General features: G+C 38.3%; 17 protein-coding genes, 3 tRNA genes and 1 other RNA gene. 7 read left to right on the forward strand and 14 right to left on the reverse strand.

What is annotated here, in order from left to right; genetic code table 11:
* Positions 1-598: 598 nt before the first annotated feature.
* Entirely contained in the window at positions 599-1,306 is a 708-nt protein-coding gene (locus HMPREF0666_RS08120) for a DNA alkylation repair protein (RefSeq protein ID WP_009011917.1), read from the reverse strand.
* A 218-nt stretch (positions 1,307-1,524) separates the two neighbouring features.
* On the opposite strand from HMPREF0666_RS08120, the gene HMPREF0666_RS08125 reads away from it, so the two are divergent.
* Together HMPREF0666_RS08125 and groL are read left to right on the forward strand one after the other, a co-directional pair.
* Positions 1,525-1,794 (forward strand): co-chaperone GroES, encoded by a 270-nt coding sequence (locus HMPREF0666_RS08125; RefSeq protein ID WP_009011918.1) that lies wholly within the window; start codon positions 1,525-1,527, stop codon positions 1,792-1,794.
* A gap of 102 nt (positions 1,795-1,896) precedes the next feature.
* Positions 1,897-3,522 carry a chaperonin GroEL gene (groL, locus tag HMPREF0666_RS08130; RefSeq protein ID WP_009011919.1) on the forward strand — a complete coding sequence of 542 codons (1,626 nt, stop codon included), beginning with the start codon at positions 1,897-1,899 and terminating at the stop codon, positions 3,520-3,522.
* 112 nt (positions 3,523-3,634) lie between these two features.
* On the opposite strand, the gene HMPREF0666_RS08135 is transcribed toward groL, so the two are convergent.
* The 6 genes from HMPREF0666_RS08135 to HMPREF0666_RS08160 form a co-directional block, all read right to left on the reverse strand.
* Positions 3,635-3,991 carry a PqqD family protein gene (locus HMPREF0666_RS08135; RefSeq protein ID WP_050803238.1) on the reverse strand — a complete coding sequence of 119 codons (357 nt, stop codon included), beginning with the start codon at positions 3,989-3,991 and terminating at the stop codon, positions 3,635-3,637.
* Between the two features lie 91 nt (positions 3,992-4,082).
* On the reverse strand, positions 4,083-4,568 hold the full coding sequence (locus tag HMPREF0666_RS08140; protein ID WP_009011921.1) for a S24/S26 family peptidase: 486 nt from the start codon (positions 4,566-4,568) through the stop codon (positions 4,083-4,085).
* Between the two features lie 75 nt (positions 4,569-4,643).
* The gene (locus tag HMPREF0666_RS08145; RefSeq protein WP_009011922.1) at positions 4,644-5,531 is read right to left on the reverse strand and encodes a hypothetical protein; all 888 of its coding nucleotides are present in this window, start codon (positions 5,529-5,531) and stop codon (positions 4,644-4,646) included.
* Complete coding sequence (locus HMPREF0666_RS08150) at positions 5,518-6,018, reverse strand: hypothetical protein (protein ID WP_009011923.1); 501 nt, start codon at positions 6,016-6,018, stop codon at positions 5,518-5,520. The genes HMPREF0666_RS08145 and HMPREF0666_RS08150 overlap by 14 nt, the downstream gene beginning before the upstream one ends.
* A gap of 30 nt (positions 6,019-6,048) precedes the next feature.
* Positions 6,049-6,912, reverse strand: coding sequence for an RNA polymerase sigma factor RpoD/SigA (locus HMPREF0666_RS08155; protein ID WP_009011924.1), 864 nt, complete (start codon positions 6,910-6,912; stop codon positions 6,049-6,051).
* Between the two features lie 282 nt (positions 6,913-7,194).
* Complete coding sequence (locus tag HMPREF0666_RS08160) at positions 7,195-8,661, reverse strand: trypsin-like peptidase domain-containing protein (RefSeq protein ID WP_009011925.1); 1,467 nt, start codon at positions 8,659-8,661, stop codon at positions 7,195-7,197.
* A 714-nt stretch (positions 8,662-9,375) separates the two neighbouring features.
* Between HMPREF0666_RS08160 and rnpB the strand changes: the two genes are divergently transcribed.
* The 5 genes from rnpB (at position 9,376) to HMPREF0666_RS17330 (ending at position 11,191) form a co-directional block, all read left to right on the forward strand.
* Positions 9,376-9,761: RNase P RNA component class A (gene rnpB / locus HMPREF0666_RS16130), an RNA gene on the forward strand.
* Between the two features lie 94 nt (positions 9,762-9,855).
* Positions 9,856-10,284 (forward strand): hypothetical protein, encoded by a 429-nt coding sequence (locus tag HMPREF0666_RS08165; RefSeq protein WP_009011926.1) that lies wholly within the window; start codon positions 9,856-9,858, stop codon positions 10,282-10,284.
* A gap of 25 nt (positions 10,285-10,309) precedes the next feature.
* Complete coding sequence (locus tag HMPREF0666_RS08170; protein ID WP_004360837.1) at positions 10,310-10,717, forward strand: YkvA family protein; 408 nt, start codon at positions 10,310-10,312, stop codon at positions 10,715-10,717.
* 22 nt (positions 10,718-10,739) lie between these two features.
* The gene (locus HMPREF0666_RS16605) at positions 10,740-10,925 is read left to right on the forward strand and encodes a FeoB-associated Cys-rich membrane protein (protein WP_009011927.1); all 186 of its coding nucleotides are present in this window, start codon (positions 10,740-10,742) and stop codon (positions 10,923-10,925) included.
* A 195-nt stretch (positions 10,926-11,120) separates the two neighbouring features.
* Positions 11,121-11,191, forward strand: a tRNA-Cys gene (locus HMPREF0666_RS17330).
* A gap of 718 nt (positions 11,192-11,909) precedes the next feature.
* Here the strand turns inward: HMPREF0666_RS17330 and HMPREF0666_RS08175 are convergent.
* The 7 genes from HMPREF0666_RS08175 to nudC form a co-directional block, all read right to left on the reverse strand.
* A complete protein-coding gene (locus HMPREF0666_RS08175) occupies positions 11,910-14,828 on the reverse strand; it encodes a hypothetical protein (protein WP_009011928.1) in 2,919 nt (972 codons plus the stop codon).
* Between the two features lie 237 nt (positions 14,829-15,065).
* On the reverse strand, positions 15,066-16,265 hold the full coding sequence (locus tag HMPREF0666_RS08180; RefSeq protein WP_009011929.1) for a M56 family metallopeptidase: 1,200 nt from the start codon (positions 16,263-16,265) through the stop codon (positions 15,066-15,068).
* 56 nt (positions 16,266-16,321) lie between these two features.
* A complete protein-coding gene (locus HMPREF0666_RS08185) occupies positions 16,322-16,684 on the reverse strand; it encodes a BlaI/MecI/CopY family transcriptional regulator (RefSeq protein ID WP_009011930.1) in 363 nt (120 codons plus the stop codon).
* A 491-nt stretch (positions 16,685-17,175) separates the two neighbouring features.
* Positions 17,176-17,257: transfer RNA gene (locus HMPREF0666_RS08190), tRNA-Tyr, on the reverse strand.
* A gap of 4 nt (positions 17,258-17,261) precedes the next feature.
* Positions 17,262-17,339, reverse strand: a tRNA-Val gene (locus tag HMPREF0666_RS08195).
* 196 nt (positions 17,340-17,535) lie between these two features.
* Positions 17,536-18,837, reverse strand: a complete 1,302-nt coding sequence (locus HMPREF0666_RS08200) for an NCS2 family permease (protein ID WP_009011931.1) — start codon at positions 18,835-18,837, stop codon at positions 17,536-17,538.
* A 30-nt stretch (positions 18,838-18,867) separates the two neighbouring features.
* Complete coding sequence (gene nudC, locus HMPREF0666_RS08205; RefSeq protein ID WP_009011932.1) at positions 18,868-19,644, reverse strand: NAD(+) diphosphatase; 777 nt, start codon at positions 19,642-19,644, stop codon at positions 18,868-18,870.
* Between the last annotated feature and the right edge of the window lie 21 nt (positions 19,645-19,665).

Here is a 19,665-nt window from a genome sequence, read left to right on the forward strand (position 1 = left end):
ATTTCGTTTACGTAGGGACACAAAAAAGACGAACAAAGGAAACTCTGAAAAGTCCTTTGTTTACAGGGGTTGGCACGGCACGCCTCGCGCGCGTATGCGTGAAGAAAAAAGTAGGGGAGGTTAGGCCTGGCCTATATGAGAGAGAGAGAGAGAGAGAGTACAAAATTATTTGGAATTACCAAATAATTTGCGATATTTTTTTCGTCTTTCTTCGTTAAAGAATTTAATACAGCACAAATAGAGCCTACACCTTTATTTCCTAATAAAGTGCAAACATTTGCCGAATTAATATTCTTTATGACTCTCATCGTTATTACGAGTTAATTTTATTTTAACTGGCCGCAAAGGTAGTGAGAATATATGAAACAAACAAGAAATTAGCTAAAAAATATAAAAACATTTATCTTTCCTTGCGCTACGTATGACCTTGATATAATTACAAACATCTTTGCATAAGGCTTGAATTATGAGGGTTAAGTCCTTTTGCCTCTTCGCCTTTTCACCTTTAACTTAAAACGTTGATTCTCTTCTTTACGTCCTTCAGTCTTTGACACGCATTGGACTAAAGTTTTGAAGGTGGGCGAAAGAGAAAAGAGGGTCAGCCACGTTTCATAAGTATAGAACGCTCTGCGGGTGAGAACTTCTCAATCGCATAACGCAACATGGTGCGGGGCATGTCTGCTCGATGGCTCATTACATAATTATAAAGACGATTAGCATCACGCTTCCCAGCCTCACGAAGCATCCAGCCAATAGCTTTGTGCATGAGGTCGTGAGGGTGGTGCATCATTATATCACTCAGTACATAGGTGTCCTCTAACTGTCCTTTACGGATGAAAGCATAGGTTGAAACGATGGCGATACGATTATCCCATAGTAGTGGACTTTGAGCTAATTGATAAAGAATGTCACGTGATTTGTCAAGTAAGTATTCGCCTATGATGAAGCGGCAAGATAGATCAACAAGGTCCCAGTTGTTAATTCTATCGGTTTGAGAAAGGTAGAGTTCAAATAGCTGTTGACGTAAAGCCTCGTCTTTCTTCTTACTTTTCTCTACCATTATGATTAAGGCACAAAGGCGCACTTCATGCCATTCTGACTGTATCAGATCCCGTATCTCCTCTATGGAAATGTCTTTGTGTAACTTGGCAATAGCTCTGATATTGGGAACTGTAACACCTAAGAAGCGGTCGCCTTCACCATATTCTCCTTTGCCAGCCTTAAAGAACTTCGGGAAAATCTCTCGTTTTTCAGTATTTGACAGTGCTTGAAGTTCACTTGTAATAGTCTTAGTAATCTGTTTCATAATAAATTCTTTAATGTTTTACCATATTCTTTTTCTAATGCAAAGATAATTCTTTATTTTGTTTTTTAGTCTAAATGGCAAGAATAACTGACAGGTTGTCAGATAATATTCGTGAAGATGTCAGTACGTCCTTTTGGCATACTTTTCGTATAAAGTAAGGCGAAACGATTTTTAGGAGTCGTAGAGTAATGATAAACAAAATCTTAAAATATACGATTATGACAATTAAACCTTTAGCAGACAGAGTGCTTGTACTCCCAGCACAGGCAGAAGAGAAAGTTGGTGGTATAATAATTCCAGACACAGCCAAGGAGAAACCACAGCGTGGTAAGGTTGTAGCTGTTGGTAATGGTACCAAGGATGAAGAGATGGTTCTCAAAGTTGGCGACGAGGTACTCTATGGTAAGTATGCTGGTACAGAACTTGAGAATGAAGGAGAGAAATATCTGATGATGCGTCAGAGTGATGTATTAGCAGTTGTTGAATAAAATAGCCTTTGCTTATTAAAGAATGTAATACTCTTACCTTATATATATAAGGTGAACGATAAGCGAAGCATAACTAAACAATAATAATAAGGAATAAACAAAATGGCAAAAGAGATAAAATTCAATTCAGACGCACGTGAACTCTTGAAGAGTGGTGTTGATCAGTTGGCAAATGCAGTGAAGGTAACACTCGGTCCTAAGGGTCGTAATGTTGTTATCGGTAAGAAATTTGGTGCTCCACAGATTACTAAGGACGGTGTTACCGTTGCAAAGGAGGTAGAGCTTGAGGATAACTTTGAGAATGCAGGTGCACAGCTCGTTAAGAGTGTTGCAAGCAAGACTGGTGACGACGCAGGTGACGGTACAACAACAGCAACAATCCTCACACAGGCAATCGTTACTGAAGGATTGAAGAATGTTACAGCAGGTGCAAATCCAATGGACCTTAAGCGTGGTATCGACAAGGCTGTAGCTAAGGTTGTTGATCATATTAAGGCTTCTGCAGAGGTAGTTGGTGACAACTATGACAAGATTGAGCAGGTAGCTACTGTAAGTGCTAACAACGACCCTGAAATTGGTAAGTTGCTTGCAGATGCTATGCGTAAGGTATCTAAGGATGGTGTTATCACTATCGAAGAGAGCAAGACCCGTGAGACAAGTATCGGCGTTGTTGAGGGTATGCAGTTCGATCGTGGCTATCTCTCTGGTTACTTCGTAACAGATACAGACAAGATGGAGTGTGATATGGAGAACCCATACATCCTCATCTACGACAAGAAGATTTCAAACGTTAAGGACTTCCTTCCAATCCTCCAGCCAGCTGCAGAAAGTGGTCGTCCATTGTTGGTCATTGCAGAGGATGTTGACTCAGAGGCATTGACAACATTGGTTGTAAACCGTCTGCGTGCAGGCTTGAAGATTTGTGCTGTTAAGGCTCCTGGCTTTGGCGACCGTCGCAAGGCAATGCTTGAGGATATCGCTGTGTTGACCGGTGGCGTAGTTATCAGCGAGGAGAAGGGTCTTTCACTTGATAAGGCAACTCTTGAGATGTTGGGTACAGCTAAGAAGGTTACCATTTCTAAGGACAATACAACAATCGTTGATGGTGCTGGTGAGAAGGAAGCAATCAAGGACCGTGTGGCTCAAATTAAGAACGAGATTGCAGCTTCAACAAGCTCATACGATAAGGAGAAGTTGCAGGAGCGTTTGGCTAAGCTCTCTGGTGGTGTAGCTGTTCTCTACGTTGGTGCTAACTCTGAGGTAGAAATGAAGGAGAAGAAGGACCGTGTTGACGATGCTCTTTGCGCTACTCGTGCTGCAATGGAAGAGGGTGTAGTTGTTGGTGGTGGTACCACTTACATCCGTGCTCAGGAAGCATTGAAGGACCTTAAGGGTGAGAATGCTGACGAGCAGACTGGTATCAATATCGTTTGCCGTGCTATTGAGGAGCCTCTCCGTCAGATTATCGCTAATGCAGGTGGTGAAGGTGCTGTAGTAGTAAACAATGTTCGTGAGGGTAAGGGTGACTACGGTTACAATGCTCGCAAGGATGTTTACGAGGATCTTCGTGCTGCAGGTGTTATCGACCCAGCTAAGGTGTCTCGTGTAGCACTTGAGAATGCTGCTTCAATCGCAGGTATGTTCTTGACAACAGAATGTCTTATTGTAGACAAGGTTGAGGATACTCCAGCAATGCCAGCAGCTCCTGGAATGGGCGGTATGATGTAATGTAAGTTTTAGATATTAAATAAAAAGAGGGTGGTGACACCCTCTTTTTTTATGCTCTATCTGAAAGCGAACGGTCTTATTACGTTCTTAATCCTATATTCCTCAATCTTTTTTATCCAAAAAGACGCTTGAAGAAACCTTTCTTCTTAGGTTTATCCTCTTGCTTAAGTACATCTTCTTTAATAGCGTCTTTCGTTTCAGCAGTAAGTTCTTTTTCGTTGGTTGACTGGTCTTCAGGAATGTCATCACCCTCAATGATACCAGCAGTGCCCCATTGTGCAGCAAGTGCTATCGCATCCTTACGGGCCGTTGTCTCGTCGATTTCATATTGATTACAGATGAGTTCAACGAGATTATTCACTGTAAAAGTGCCCATTTTTTGCACCTCTTCCCACAGGTATGCAGAACTTTCGTTCATTGAAATGATATTACTAAAGTCGATGTTCTCGTCTCCTTCAGCAACGATGATATGCTCTCCGCATACTTCACGGAGGTTGAAACCATTTTTTTACTTTCATTCTTATTGATAATTTATTTTGTTATCTTTCGTTTTATATTGGTCAAATTGTACCGAAGATAGGAATCCATATCCGTCGATAAGCACCTAAGAGATATCTCCGTAGCGGTAGGAGTCGAGTCCATATATAGCTATATGTTCTCCATTTCCATGCGTCGGTAGCGTCCATTTCTTTTCTTCCTTTGCGATAGAAACCGATGACGGCACCTACGATATTTTCTTTTTTGCAATGTTCGACACCAAGGTTTCCATCGCCTCGTAAAGTCACGTTGTCTCCTTCTATACTATCAATGCGATGTAAGACAAAGTGAAGAGGATTTACTTCAGCCAAGACAGGGTCGCCAACTTTGATACTTGAAGGTTTCACCAATAACGCTTTGTCACGATCGTTCTCAAGGAAAGGACGCATAGAATAGCCTCGAAGGCGTAACGTAACAGTATGTCCTTCATTTAACATCTTGACAACTTCTGGTAGAAACTCAGCATTAGCAAACTGGATTTCAGAAGTCGTAAGTACTGTTTTTGACATAAGTTTTATCTATTGTTACTGTTTGATAGTAAGCTGGAACATAAAAGTAGTGGTAGTCATTCTTTGACGTAAGCCTTACCTTTTTGTTACCGTTTGATAGCAGACCTCTGCTGCTTCCTGATTTGGTAAACAGTGCAATGTGAAAACCCTTCCTGTTTCAACTATCTTTGTAATTGTATCGCAAACTCCATTATAGATGTCAGAGTCCCATTTCATACTTGAACAAGAGGGGAGGAGTGAAGCAAAGGCCGCAATAGGATTAGGTTTCTCTACAGAGTTTATTTTTGCACGATCAATTCGTGTGATAGCTCCTAAGCGTGCCTTGACATTCCGATAGCATGGAGTCTTTCCACTCCAAGGACTACCATATATCCACGTCTCACCATCAATAATTCTTACAATGGGATTATCGTCATTCATAAGGTCGCTGCCAGGAATATAGCGTAGCCACATACTGACCTGTGTAGACTTACCTGTTCCGCTCTTAGCTATAAAAGCATAGCCATAGTTGTTGTTACGAACGAGGGAAGCATGAATCAACAATGTCTTCTTATGTGCACCAGCAAAAGCAAAGATAAGCATTAAGGCATTGTTCAGTCCAAATGTACGCATGTTCTTATTACCATTGAGTGCACAACGGCAATCAGAGAAATCCTTATTGCTCTGTAGAAGACAGCAGTCAGCACCATTAATGTCTTTGATAATATACTGATAACTACCATCATCAACACGGTCGACAACAGTGTCACCGTTTCCTGTATCAAAGGCACGAATACGTTGTCTTCTATCTTTTGGGATAGGACGAAGCGTATCGTCAACAGTCAGTCGGAAAAAGACATCCTCCGATACTTCCTTAATCCTAAAAGGTTCAAAAGAACTTAGTAAGTGCATTCCATTGACACCCGTCTCACGGAAGATAATCTGTATATCAAAGTCAGCTATTCTAAAGTTATTTATTTCCATTCTCTTGTGTTTGGGCTTCCTTTGACTGAACTGCAGGTGTCGTATTCACTTGAGGAGTTACGTTTGGAGTATAGTTATCTGGTGTTACAGCCTTATATCTGAACTCAGAGTCAGAAATCAACTTAACATCAAACTTCTTCTTACCCTTTTCGTATTTATTCTTTAAGGCTATGAACTTCTTCATAGCCTTACTTTCATTTTCTGCATACATCGTTACGCAGGTTGGAAAGTTCTGTAAACCAGTACTCTGAAGGTAATAACGAAGCTGATAGGAGTAGTCTTCACGATTAGCAAGGAAATTCGTGCGGTCGTTGGCAAGGTAAGCATCTATCTTCTGTACGTTGGTCATGTAGACCGTTGAATCATTAAAAGAAGCTGCGAAGCCAAACATATAGACTTTTGCAGGTTTATATCCTTTTGCATTACTACTATTTACCCATCCCAGTAGGAGTACTACCGCTATGATTAATACCTGACGTACTTTCATCTTAATTTATAAATATATTATAATGTTATGTTATTGCCCCAAATACGCCTTCAATATCTTACTATTGGTTTGCTGGCGTAGGCGTCGTATTGCTTTCTCCTTTATTTGTCTAACACGTTCACGTGTGAGATTATACTTACTGCCAATCTCTTCCAAGGTCATTTCTCGTTGGTTTATACCGAAATAAGCTTCAATAACCACCTTCTCTCTATCTTCGAGAATTTGTAAAGCTCTTCCGATCTCGTCACGTAAACTCTCCTCAACTAATTCCTTATCAGTAGAAGGGGTGTTGTCGTTGGGGATAACGTCTAACAGACTGCTCTGTTCATCGTCATAGAAAGGCGCATCAACCGATACATGACGGGAATTAACCTTCATCGCATCAACAATCTTGTCTTCTGGTAAGTCTGTGTTCTGTGCTATCTCATCAATACTGGGTCGTCGCTCGTTCTCTTGCTCAAATTGAGTCAATATCTTATTGATTTTGTTGACAGAACTAACTTGATTTAGTGGTAGCCTAATGATACGACTTTGTTCGGCTATTGCCTGTAAGATACTTTGTCTTATCCACCATACAGCGTATGAGATAAACTTGAACCCACGGGTCTCGTCAAATTTCTCAGCTGCCTTAATGAGTCCTACATTTCCTTCATTGATGAGGTCGGGCAGTGAGAGACCTTGGTTTTGATACTGCTTAGCAACAGAGACAACGAAACGTAGGTTGGCCTTTGTAAGACGTTCTAAAGCCTTTCGATCACCATTTCTGATTTTTTGAGCAAGCTCAACTTCTTCTTCAATAGTGATCATTTCTTCATGACCGATCTCCTGTAGATACTTGTCGAGAGAAGCGCTCTCTCGATTCGTAATCGATTTTGTGATTTTCAGCTGTCTCATGTGCTTAGTATTATATAAAGTGATGGCAAATTTACACAAATTCAATGAGTTAAACAAATAAAAAAGTAAAAAACTGACCTAAGAAAGTTTAATGTTGTATGGTAAGTTTTATCCTCATGGTTTGTACCTCTTTGTTGTATCATTGTTTAGGTTGGCTATCTTTATGCTTTTTTCTGCCTTTATCGTGAGCAGCTAAAGCATAAAAAGTCCCCCATTCTTGATTATCTTACAAGGATGGGGGACCTATCATTTATCGACATCTTCGTCGAAAGTTATCTGTTGTTAGTCAGCAAGCGGAATTGCGAAGTATGCCTTCTTACCAGTTGGGTAGATACCTTGTACATAGAGTACAGGGTCCTTGCTGGTAGATGCCTTCTTAACAATATTCTGCAAGTCGTCAATGTTCTTCACCATGGTCTCGTTTACATTCTGAATGATGAAGCCACGATTGATTCCAGCAGACTTCAATGCACCATTGTTAACCTTCAGTACCTCAAGACCATAGTTGATATTCAACTGCTTCTTAAGGGCATCCTGTACTGGACGGAACTGACCACCAAGAACGTCGATATCAGCCTGCTCGATTACCTTTGTCGTACCCTGTGCATTCTTCAGTGTGATAGTCTTTGAGATTTCTTTCTTATTGCGGATGAAAGTAACGGTTGCCTTATCGCCAGGACGCTTGCTGTTGAGTGCCTGCTGAAGCTCAGACATACGTGTCACCTTCTGTCCGTCAAACTTAGTGATAACATCACCCTTTGCCAAACCTAAGGCTGCACCATTTCCTTCTTCTGAAACCTCGCTAACGTAAACACCAGCATTTGTACCAAGGTCAACGTTCTTGCCTTCTTCTTTCTGAGCGTTGATGAAGTTCAGTACGTCACCACCTTGAATGCCGAGCATTACACGTTGTACGCTACCATACTTCTTGATATCATCAACAACCTTATTCATTATTGATGTTGGGATAGCAAAACCATAACCACTATATGCACCTGTCTGTGAGTAGAGCATAGCGTTGATACCTACTAACTCACCCTGAGTGTTAACCAATGCACCACCAGAGTTACCCTGGTTGATGGCTGCGTCAGTCTGGATAAAGCTCTCGATACCATTGCGAGTAGCACCCAAACCACGTGACTTAGCACTTACGATACCAGCCGTTACGGTATTGTTGAGGTTGTAAGGGTTACCTACAGCAATTACCCATTCTCCAACTTTCAGCTTGTCTGAGTCGCCAATAGGAAGGGTAGGGAGGTTCGTTGCGTTTACCTTTAGCAGTGCAAGGTCAGTCTGCTTATCAGTTCCAACGATGCGAGCAGAGAACTCACGGTTGTCATTCAGTGTGACTGTCAATTCGTCAGCACCCTCAACAACGTGATTATTCGTTACGATATAACCATCAGGTGAGATGATAACACCGCTACCTGTAGCCTCCTTCTTAGGAGTCTGAACCTGCTGACGGCGTGAGCCATTACCTTGGTTAGGATTTCCAAAGAAACCAAATGGGTCAAAGAAACCACCAAATGGGTCATCTTGAACCTCAACGGTTTGTGTCTTAGAATTCTGTACATACTTAATGTGAACGACAGCTGGAAGCGCTTTCTCAGATGCGTATGTGAGGTCAACTGGCTGACCAGGAGCTACAACTGGTGCTTCTGCAGCATACACTTTGATGAAGGCGCCAGTAGAAAAGGCGAGGGCTGTAACACATGCCGCGCCTGCCAAATACTTTGATAAATTCTTCATATTCTTAATTATTTGTTCGTTAATTACTTTTTTATGTGTCAAGCCGTCATTATTTGTAAATGTCTTGTTGACATATTCTGAAATGCAAATATAGGAGCAAATTTTGTAAAACCGACAATTTGTCAGTTATCTTTATCCGATTTTAACAATTAAAATTTAACACTTAACGACTATTAATCTGATGTGATGTAAATTTTGCATTTATTTGTTTTGGGTAGTTGTTTTGTTCCTAATTGTCATCTTATAGTTTTAATAAGTTGGCAAAATGAAAGGAAATGTAAGTCATTGTGTCATGTGGTTGATGTAACTCCACTCTTTGGAGAGGGCTTTGGATGAGCACATTATTTAATACTTATAGGTACTGAAAGGTATGGCAGAGATGCAAAAAACTACTGTATGACGTGATTATTTTCATGAAAAGATTTTTTTATTGTCATGAAAATACTTTTGTGAAGATATACTCTAATGTGTGTAAAGCATTGTTTTATAATACGTAGAGCATAGGTATAATAGGTGTAAAGGTAGCTTTAAGAATCTTGTTTATAGCTTGATATGCTATTATGTTGTTATAATTATCTTAATGTCTATGTGTTTAGGTTCACACAATAACTTCTTTCTGTCTTTTTATACTATCTCTTTTCTTGGCTAAGTTTAGATTATCATTGAAATATTTTGGCTTTTCCATGTTTTCCATTATCTTTGCATTCGGATAAGGCAGTGTTCCGGCTCTGTCGCTGGCATCTGTAATGGATGCGAGAGGAAAGTCCGGGCAGCATAGGGCATCCTGCTTCCGAAAATAGAAGCTATTGGTGACAGTAGATGTAGGTAGAAGAAAATAACCGCCATGCAGTAATGTGTGGTAAGGGTGAGAAGGTGGTGTAAGAGACTACCAGCAGGCGGGTGATCGTCTGGCTGTGCCGTTCAGGAGCTGCAAGTTCATGTAAACCGTTGTTTGAGGGTAGCCCGCCCAAGCGTAAGCACAACGGAGGGTAGAATGCTTTAGTTGCAAGGTGACTTGTAATATAGATAAATGACAGGCATCTTCCTATTATCGAAAGATGAGGAAGAAACAGAACCCGGCTTATAGGAACACTGTTTTATTTTTCTTTCATATACGCCCATCTTCTCCCATTCTGTTTGGAATGATGGAGGAGAGTTGGGAGTTTTTTATTAATATAAAAGCATTGGAAAATCATGAAAGATTTAGAAGAACAGTATGTAACTGTGTTGGATGATTTTCAACACACAGTAGAAAATAAAATCAGAAATCATAAAGACGAAGTGGGCTTCCCTCAGTTACCAGCTAATGTAAGTGAGGAGGAACTTTCTAATTATCTTTTTGATTACCAAGCGGCTTTGGACAGTGAGGGTACAGAGCGTTCGCGTTATACAATAGCGGGCTTCCTTTTGTGCTTACCGATATTGATAATGTCGGCATTTCCAGATGATTCGCTGCCTTTTAAAGGAATACTGAATGTGTTGGCAGCTATCGGTGTGGGCTTGGTTCTCTTCCTTTTTTATAGAGTAATGATGAAAGTTTTAGTGCGTAACAAGATTCGTCGTGCTAATCAAGACTATCCAGAGGCGAAGGCTTATGTAGACCGAGTTATGGATTTTAAGTAAGTTTTGTTAATGATTTAGTTGTAGTATGGAATTACCTGATTTTCAAAAGTATAAGGATAAGTTTACCCAACAGGGTTTCTTTGATAAGATTCAACGTGTAGCAAAGCGTGCTGGTGCTAAGTTGGTATATGTGGCATTGATTTTGTATTATTTGATACAAAGTGATAAGGTGTCACTTAAGGATAAGGCTATTATCATTGGTGCATTGGGTTATCTCATCTCACCGCTTGATGCTGTGCCTGATGCTATTCCTATTGCAGGACTATCAGACGACCTTGGTGTTTTGCTTTACGTATTAAATAAGGTGTGGTCTTCTGTTGATGATGATATGAAAAAGCAGGCACGCGAAAAGCTGTCAAAGTGGTTTGATGATGATGAGATGGAGGTTGCAGAAGATATCTTTACGGAAGATACTACTAATACTCCAGTGTGAAAAGTAGAATAAGTAGGAAAAGATGTGGCAGTATATTGTCTTAGCCATAGTGATTTTATCAGCTGTAGGCTATGTGGTTTATCGTACGTGGCAATCGTTTCGAGCAGCAAGTGATCCATGCCATGGATGCTCGGGTTGTACCATTCATGATCAGTTAAAGAAAAAGCAGAAATTGGAAGGTCGTAAGAAGCCCGCTTGTTTTAAATAGTTTCATTTAAGAAACCTATCAATAGGATTACTTGAACTTATCTTTTTGCTCGATGTCTGTGAAAGATTCTTGGTATCTTACATGAAGAAGATTTTACGTAATCTTTATTGAAAAAAGTTTCTGAATTGTTTGGTTAAACCGAAATAATTGATTATCTTTGCACTCGCAAATCGCAATTATGATTTGTAATAGAATGGTGCTTGGGCCGGGAGGTTAGGCAATGGTCTGCAAAACCATGTAGAGCGGTTCGATTCCGCTAGGCACCTCAAAAGGCTCTCAGTATTGGGAGTCTTTTTTATTTCTATAACTTTGTCAGCACATCATTAGTAGGGTTTGCTTTTTCTTTCACAACAGAGTAATATGTAAATAGTTCTTTCTGCTTTAAATATAGTAGGTTGGGCGGAAGACTATATACTTTCCAAGTGATTAGTACTTGCCGCTCGCACCATGTGTGTTGAGCCTCCGCACGATATGTGTTTGCCCTTTGCTCGTTAAAAAGAAGATTTATTGTGTCTTATTTGCGATAGTAGGCGTGTGTGTAGACAAGGCAAATCGCTAATGTGGGATAACTCCTTAGGATTTGTCATCAAGAATGCTTCTGTGGTATAATACTCATTTCATACTTAAACTCCATAGTCCTGCTTTTGTATAACAATGTGATTTCTTTAGAATAAAATTTCCTGTCACTTCTGTCATTCGAAATATACTTCTAATCCGTTGATATGTAGTATGTTTATGTGAAGTGTTAAAAGTGACAGCAAAGTGAAATCAACATTATTATAGTAATATAGCTGCATTTTGTTTGTGAGAAAGAGGGTGTAACTTGACGTAGCTCGCTATGCCTGCGTTACAAATCCAAACAATCTGCTCGATAATAAAACAAAATATGTTTAGCCTCTAATGACCGATATGGATTAAAAAGATAGCGTGAAGTTACTTTTAGAAACTTCACGCTGAAATATATTTTTAAATGAACGACTAATTTCACTTTTTCCCACTTATGTTCATTTTATAAATTAGATGCAACATTAAGTAATTTGGAATAGCATTAAAACGTGTCTCGGTTTTTCCTTGTCCGTTTATCTCATAACTTATGCTCTTGAGTTGATGAAATATATCGTACCCTTCGAGTTTGGCTGCCAGTTTTCCTTTTAAGAAGCTCTTACTAATGTATACGTTACAAATTAAATCATTAGCATTTATAAGAGGATCAGAATAACCTCGGCGACTAAACATCTTAAGATCCATACCCGTTTCTAATCCAAATTTAAATTTGTATGAACCTAACATACCATAATTAAAATCCAAGGTACGTATAGTTGAGAAATTTTTACGTCTGCTATTAGCATATCTCCATTTCATTTCGCCAACCAAGCTACAGGTCAATCCTCCTTTTTGATAATTTAAAGATAGATTATCCTCTAACCAATGGTTATTCACTTTACTCAACATACTTTCTGTTTGACCTGTTACTCCTGTGAAGTCTACATTGTGGTTGTAGCTATAGACAATTGCGTTTACTAATGTGAAGTAGTTTTTATTATCTAAAGGAAAAGTATCATATAATCCAATATTGCCATACCAGTTTCCCTTAACATTTTGTGGTTTATATGTATATACACCCGTTGTAGGGTTGTAAGTAAAACCATTAGCAACAGCATTCTGATGAATATTGATATTTATAAATGCCATCGGTAGCTTAAATCGCCTATTGTTGTTATAACTAAAGGTTAAAGATACATTTGTTTTTCTACTATTTTTCAAATTCGGATTACCTAAAGAGATAGCTAAAGGATTGGAATTGTCAGATCGGGTAATTTTTGAGTAAAGATCTGGTGTTTCCATTTTCGAAGTGATAGTACCGTAAAAACTGTATTTGTTTATTGTAAATCCCATATTTAGAGACAATCCTGCAACCCAATTATATTGTTTGACAGAAGTGTTTAGCAATGAATTACGATAGTCAAGCTTTTCACTTTTGTAACCAACAGACACGTTTGTATTGAAGAACACATTGTTGTGATTCTTAGATTTTGAACAACCAAATCCGAGTGAAACCGAATTTTGCTTACTTATATAATACCCTTTGTAACTATTGTTAGCATCTAATGCGAGTAGGAGTGAATCACGAGAAGAAGGTAAACTGCCAAGATCGTGATTTTCTTCCTGCCATTTGTATAGTTTGTCTAATCTGTATTTTTGGTTGTTTCGGTAACTTCCTTTTTGCTGATATTGATATCCTGTGAAAAGTCTAAATCCATTAGGAATCACGAATGTATATTGTGGTCCTACACGATAATTGTAGGAGTAAGATGGAGTGTTGTCATATCGATTGCGGTAGTCACTTATAGCATTGCTTTTTAAGTACTTCAACTGGTAATTGTTGAACATTGAATTTGTAGTATTTAAATAGTCACCTTCTATCAATGCTGATATACGATCACCAGATGGCAACTGTTTATATGCATTAACATTGGCGAAAGTTGTAAGTGAATGACCGAATCCATATGTTTTAGAAGACAATCGGTTTACACCAAAATCATTTACAAGTCTGTTTCTTGAAGAGGAGAATATCGTATCTAATATTGCTTCTGTACTACCGATTGTTGATGGGTCTGCATTGAAGCGTGCTGAACGGACAGTTCCCCAATTATCAAATTTATTGTAATTTAAGCTTATGGTTGATTTTAGGAAAAAGGGCGTTGAAATCTTTAAATTATTTTGAAAGTCATAAATAAAGTTCTTGGATTTAACATCTGAGATGCTACGATTAAAGTTGTTTCCTCCAGTTAAGAAAGATTCAGCTATCATTTGACTGATATTATGTGTATCTCTCCATGTGAAACTTGTAGACATATTATTTTCCAATGTGTTTTTTTCATTGCTAACAGCAGCGTTGAGACCTACTGTTCTTTGTATAACTTGACCGTTTGGTAGCTTGGTTGGATCCCAATCTCCCTTTTCTCCGGGTTTGCGGTCTTCATTCACATTATTAATGTTTGAGAAAATAGATAACTGCAATCGTGGTGTGAAATATAATCCGAACGCTTTGGTTGCATACCTGCTGTTCGTACCACCAGCAATATCAAAGTTAGCTATAAAAGTTTTTTCATATTTTTTCTTTAGTGAGATATCCATGATGTAGTCTTTCCTATCAATATCAACACCCATAGCCTGGCTTCTATCAGTACTTTTTTCAAAGACCTTTAGATTTTTAACAGTATAGTTTGGCAAATTTTCTATTAATTGTTTGTTATTTCCCTTGAAGAAATCTTTACCGTTAAGTGTAAGATAATCTAATTTTCGACCATTGATGAATATTTCTCCATTACTATTAAGTGTGGCGCCTGGTAATTGTCTGATTAGCGCATCAAGCATACTTCCCTGAGGGAGATTGAAGGCATCTGCATTATATATAATAGTATCACCCTTCATTACCATCTTAATTTTTGTACTCTTAACAACAATCTCGCCTAACATATGCTCTTTATTTTCCATTCCTTTTCTCTTGATAGGAATGTCTTGCATGTCAATGCTTGTGTTTCTACTTTTGAATAGTAGTTCTTTGTCGACAAAAGTTGTAAAATAATCAGGATGTTCTATTTTAAAAATGTATTTTCCCTCACTCAAATTCTTTTGCATATAGAAATAGGAGTCGGGATGAACAGCTTTATCGTTCCATATAAAGGTGCGACATGTATCTATTACTGTACTATCTGCTGATAGTAAAGTTAGTTTAACATTTGATATAGGGAGGTTTGTAAAAGAGTCTACAATACGACCATGAATAGTATAATTTCGTGTTGGGGAAAGTAATACTTTTTTTTGATAAGCTGATATTTGTTTTGGTAGTAATATTAATAAAGCAAGTAAGACGACTTGTGCCCATTTTAGGTTTTTCATATTCATATTTTTTATAAATGAAGAGTATGTTTGATTATTTTAATCACCCCTTTAGCCCAATTTACATTGGTCTAAAGAGTATGTGATATAATTGTTGCTATAACTTAAAAGAAATAGGAAGGTTATATATAGCTTTTATAGTCTTATTTTTGGTGTTATTAGGTTTATCTTTTGACATTTTTTCTATTTCTTGTAAATCCTTCTGATTATATAAAGTGTCTTTTATATGCGTTACATTCAGGGACGAAACAGAACCTTTTGCGTCAACAGCAAAAGAGATATTATATATACGTACATTAGTACTTTTTTCTCTGGTAATTCTGAATCTTTTATGTCAACATGAGAATCTTTGATTACATTACTCGGAGCAGTATTATTTATAGCTTTCTTTTTGGCAATAGCATTTATTTTATCATGTGACACCTCATGTACTTCTTCTTTGAGCTTTTTAATATTATCTTCTTTTGAAATCTTTGATGAAAAAAATGGTTTCTTTTGAAGTGCATTGTTTGCTTTTGTATAAATAGGTACAATCACTTCATTATTTACAATTTTGTTTGATACTAATGAGTGCGCTACACTCTCAATATTTTTGACGACTAATAGTGTAGCTATTGCTGGAATAAGAAGGGCATATTTTGCCTTTACTATTACTCTTGATCTACGTTTGTTCATCATTTTTATGCGCTTTTTAAGAAGCAAAACATTGAAATTATTTAGAATAGTAGGTGTATTCTTATGATAAGTCATCCCCAACAAGTGATATTGGTAACTCTTTTGGTCACATCCTACTTGCACAACATGAAAATCTGCAAGGTATTCAAGATTGAGTCTGATTTCTCTTTTTAATAACCATGCAAAAGGATTGAACCAACATACGATAGTAAATAATTCAGATAGCATAACATCTATGGAATGCTTCTGTTCTACATGACACTGTTCGTGAATTAATATTTCTTGTAGTTGCGATTCATACAGTACTTCTCGATTAATAAAAATCCACTGGAAGAAAGAAAAAGGGCTCCCATTTTTCTCGATAATGTGTACCTTAACCCCTTTAATGATACTTACCTCTGTTTTTCTTGCTAATCTGTATATTCCAATGAGTTGAATTACAAAGCGTAGCAGAAAGATGCAAACACCACCCATATATATCCACAAAAGTACAGTATTCCATGACAGCACCGTGGCTTTGGATGGAGGAGAAGGAGCTTCTGACAAGACAGTTTCAGCATATGTATTAGCCATATTTTGAGTAGCCTCACGAATACTAATCCAATTACTAAAATCAGCAAAAGGGACTAATAAAGCTATAAGGTATATATTCAACAACATAAATCTTCGCCAGCTAAAGAAAGTATCATTAGTAAACAATAGGCGATAAAAACCATACAAAAAGATGGTAATAATGTTTATTTCAACAAGGTATGAAAGCATAATCCAAATATTTTTTATACATTATCTTTAATGCAGGTAGCTGTTATATCATAGTGTTACTCTTTTCCTTTCTCTATCTCATGAATAATGTCTACCAAATCTTTAAACGATAGATCCTCCTCTTTGGCAAAGAAACACACCATCTCTTTAAATGAATCTTTGAAGTAATCATGTACAAAACCTCTCATAAAGCGATGCTTGTACTCCTCTTCCTCTATGGCTGGTAAATAACTGTATGCAATGCCCTGCTTTTCTTGGGATATATACCCTTTTTGTTTAAGGTTCCTCATAACAGAAGCTACTGTGGTGTAAGGAGGTGTAGGTTCTGGGAGTTCCTTTAGAATCTCTGTTACCGTACATTTTTTTAGCTTCCACACTTTTTGCATAATTGCTTCTTCTTGAATAGATAATTTCTTCATATAAAATTTATAATGCTTTTTTTTGTTTTACTTTCAAAAATGTTGTTTGTTACATAATAACACATAGTGCAATATTTCAAATGCGCTGTAAAGCTACTAAATTTTCGTAGATAACGGTAAAGTTCCTTAGGAAAAAAAGTGAATGTGATGCTCTATTATATTTATTTAACCAATTTGAGCTTGTAGAATTCAACCGATAGCAAACACTGCTACAATCACTATTGTTAACAGATACATGAATTCCGGTCACTTCTGTTATGTAATATATTCTCCTAACTTATTGATTTGTAGAATGTTTACACTAAGTATTAAAAGTGACAGCAAAGTAAAATAAAAATTATTATAGTATTATAGGTATATTTCTGTATGAAAAGAGAATGTCCTCAACAGTCCTCCAAAAGTTCTACTGAGCCGGGATGTTGCGTCAGCGGTTTGATGGTAATTGGTATAGAAAGCAAAAGAGTTGTAATCATTTAATTACAACTCTTTTGTGGGTAGTGATGGATTCGAACCACCGAAGCTAGAAGCAGCAGATTTACAGTCTGCCCCATTTGGCCACTCTGGAAACTACCCAAAATGGTGGGCGTTGACGGATTCGAACCGCCGACCCTCTGCTTGTAAGGCAGATGCTCTAAACCAGCTGAGCTAAACGCCCTTACTTTTCGTAAGCGGTTGCAAAAGTAGTCATTTTATTTGAACTGTGCAAACTTTATCAAGTTTTTTTGTTCTTTTTCTTTGTATAGCATAGGATTATAGTTTAAGAAGTTGATTTATTATGATGATGGAGACAAAAAATCCCTATGAGTAAGGTCATTGCTCATAGGGAGAGAGATGTCTATATAATAAGGTGTTTAGCCTTTTATAAAGTTCAAGACAAAGAGAATAGCCAAGATGATGAGTGTCCAGTTCAGATCTTTCCACCGACGTGTACAAGTCTTCATGAATACGTATGCGAGGATTCCTAAGCAAATACCATCAGCGATGGAATAGCAAAGTACCATTGTTATCATCGTGATAAAGGCTGGGAAGGACTCTGTTATATCTTGGAGATCAATCTTCTTCACAGAGTCTATCATCAGTACACCTACCATGACCAAAGCACCACTTGTTGCCGCACTTGGGATGAGTAAGAAGATAGGGGATAGGAAGAGAGCAATGATGAAGAAGATACCTACTGTGAATGCTGTTACTCCAGAACGGCCACCTTCCGCAATACCACTGGCACTCTCAACGTATGTTGTCAGCGTTGAACTACCCAACATAGCACCGCAGGTTGTACCGATAGCATCACTCATCATGGCTTCCTTTACATGAGGGATGTTGCCATTTGGTTCAACTATACCTGTTTTATCAGCTAAACCCATCAGCGTACCGATAGTATCAAAGATGTTAATCAATAGAAGAGAGAATACTACCAATACTGTCTTGAGGTTCAGAAGACTTGAGAAATCAAACTTACAGAAGATAGGAGTTATGTCTTGTGGTGCAGAAACAGGTAACCATCCGTTAGGAAAAACCGTTACGCCCATTGGTATACCGATAATTGTCGTGATGATGATACCCCAGAACAAAGAGCCTTTGACGTTTCTTGCCATGAGTGCACCACTGAGTAAGATAGCGATGATACCAAGAATACAGGTAGGTGTGAAGGCTCCTAAGCCTACGAGGGTTGCATCGTTATCAACGATAATGTTTGCATTCTTCAGACCGATAAAGGCAATGAACATACCAATACCAGCTGATATGGCATAGCGTAAATTCGTTGGGATGGCATTGAGAATCATCTCTCGCACATTGAAAAAGGTAATTACGATGAAGAGAATACCCTCAATGAGCATGATGGCAAGCGACTGCTGCCATGTAAACTTTAATGATACGCAGAGTGTATAGGCAAAGAAGGCATTAAGACCCATAGAGGGTGCCTGTGCAAACGGTAGTTTTGCCATAAATGCTAATAGCAATGTAGCAATGGCAGCAGCAAGAGCTGTACCCGTGAAGAGCGCTCCCTTGTCCATACCAGTAGTCGCAAGGATACTTGGATTAACTGCTAAGATATAGCTCATAGTTAAGAATGTCGTTGCTCCAGCAATAATCTCAGTGCGGAGCTTCATCGACTTGGGGTTAAAGCCGAGGGCTTTTTCTAAGAAAGTCATCATTGTTTTAAGGTTTAAATACTCTTTAGTTTATATTGATGTTTTATTTATCCAATCATCAAGAATCATTCTCGCTATTGATAAAGGCTCAGGAATGGTTGGTAGGTTGTCCTTTGTAAACCAGGCTCCTTTGGATAGTTCGCTTTGTTGTAGATGAATGTCTCCACCGTCATAATCGGCATTAAAGCCTACCATCAGACCACAAGGATAGGGCCAAGGTTGTGAACCAAAGTAACGAAGATTCTTTATTTCAATCCCTGTCTCCTCTTTTACCTCACGATGTACGGCTTCTTCGAGTGTTTCACCAGTCTCAACAAAGCCTGCTACCAGTCCATAGAAATCAGTTTTGAAGTTACGAGCATGTACCAAAAGGACTTCGTCGCCTCGGTGTACAAGAACGATGACTGCTGTTGCTAACTGTGGCCATACTTCTTTTCCACAATTCGTACAACGCTTTGATATATCGGTGTGCATCTTCATCGGTGCACCACAAACGCCACAGAAGTTAGTGTTATTATCCCAGTAAAGTAGTTCATGACACTTACCAGCCTTGAGATAAAGTTCTTTGGAAAGGTGGTAGAAGGATGGACGTAAGCCACACATCTCATACAGAGGATTGTCTGTAATTGGTTGGTCGATCATGACTGCCTTCACTTCTGTACCGTCTTCTATTGGTGTGACGTTCAGTACGTGTGTCCAAGGATGTAGTGTTACTGGAGCTTCTTCAGAAAGTGGAATGGTATAGCCTTTACCCACTTTCTCAAGCATGATATCTGTCTTACAGAAAACAAACCAGTATTTCTTCATTGGTCTCAGTATTATTTTTTG

This window comes from Prevotella sp. C561, from assembly GCF_000224595.1.
Taxonomy (GTDB): Bacteria; Bacteroidota; Bacteroidia; order Bacteroidales; family Bacteroidaceae; genus Prevotella; species Prevotella jejuni.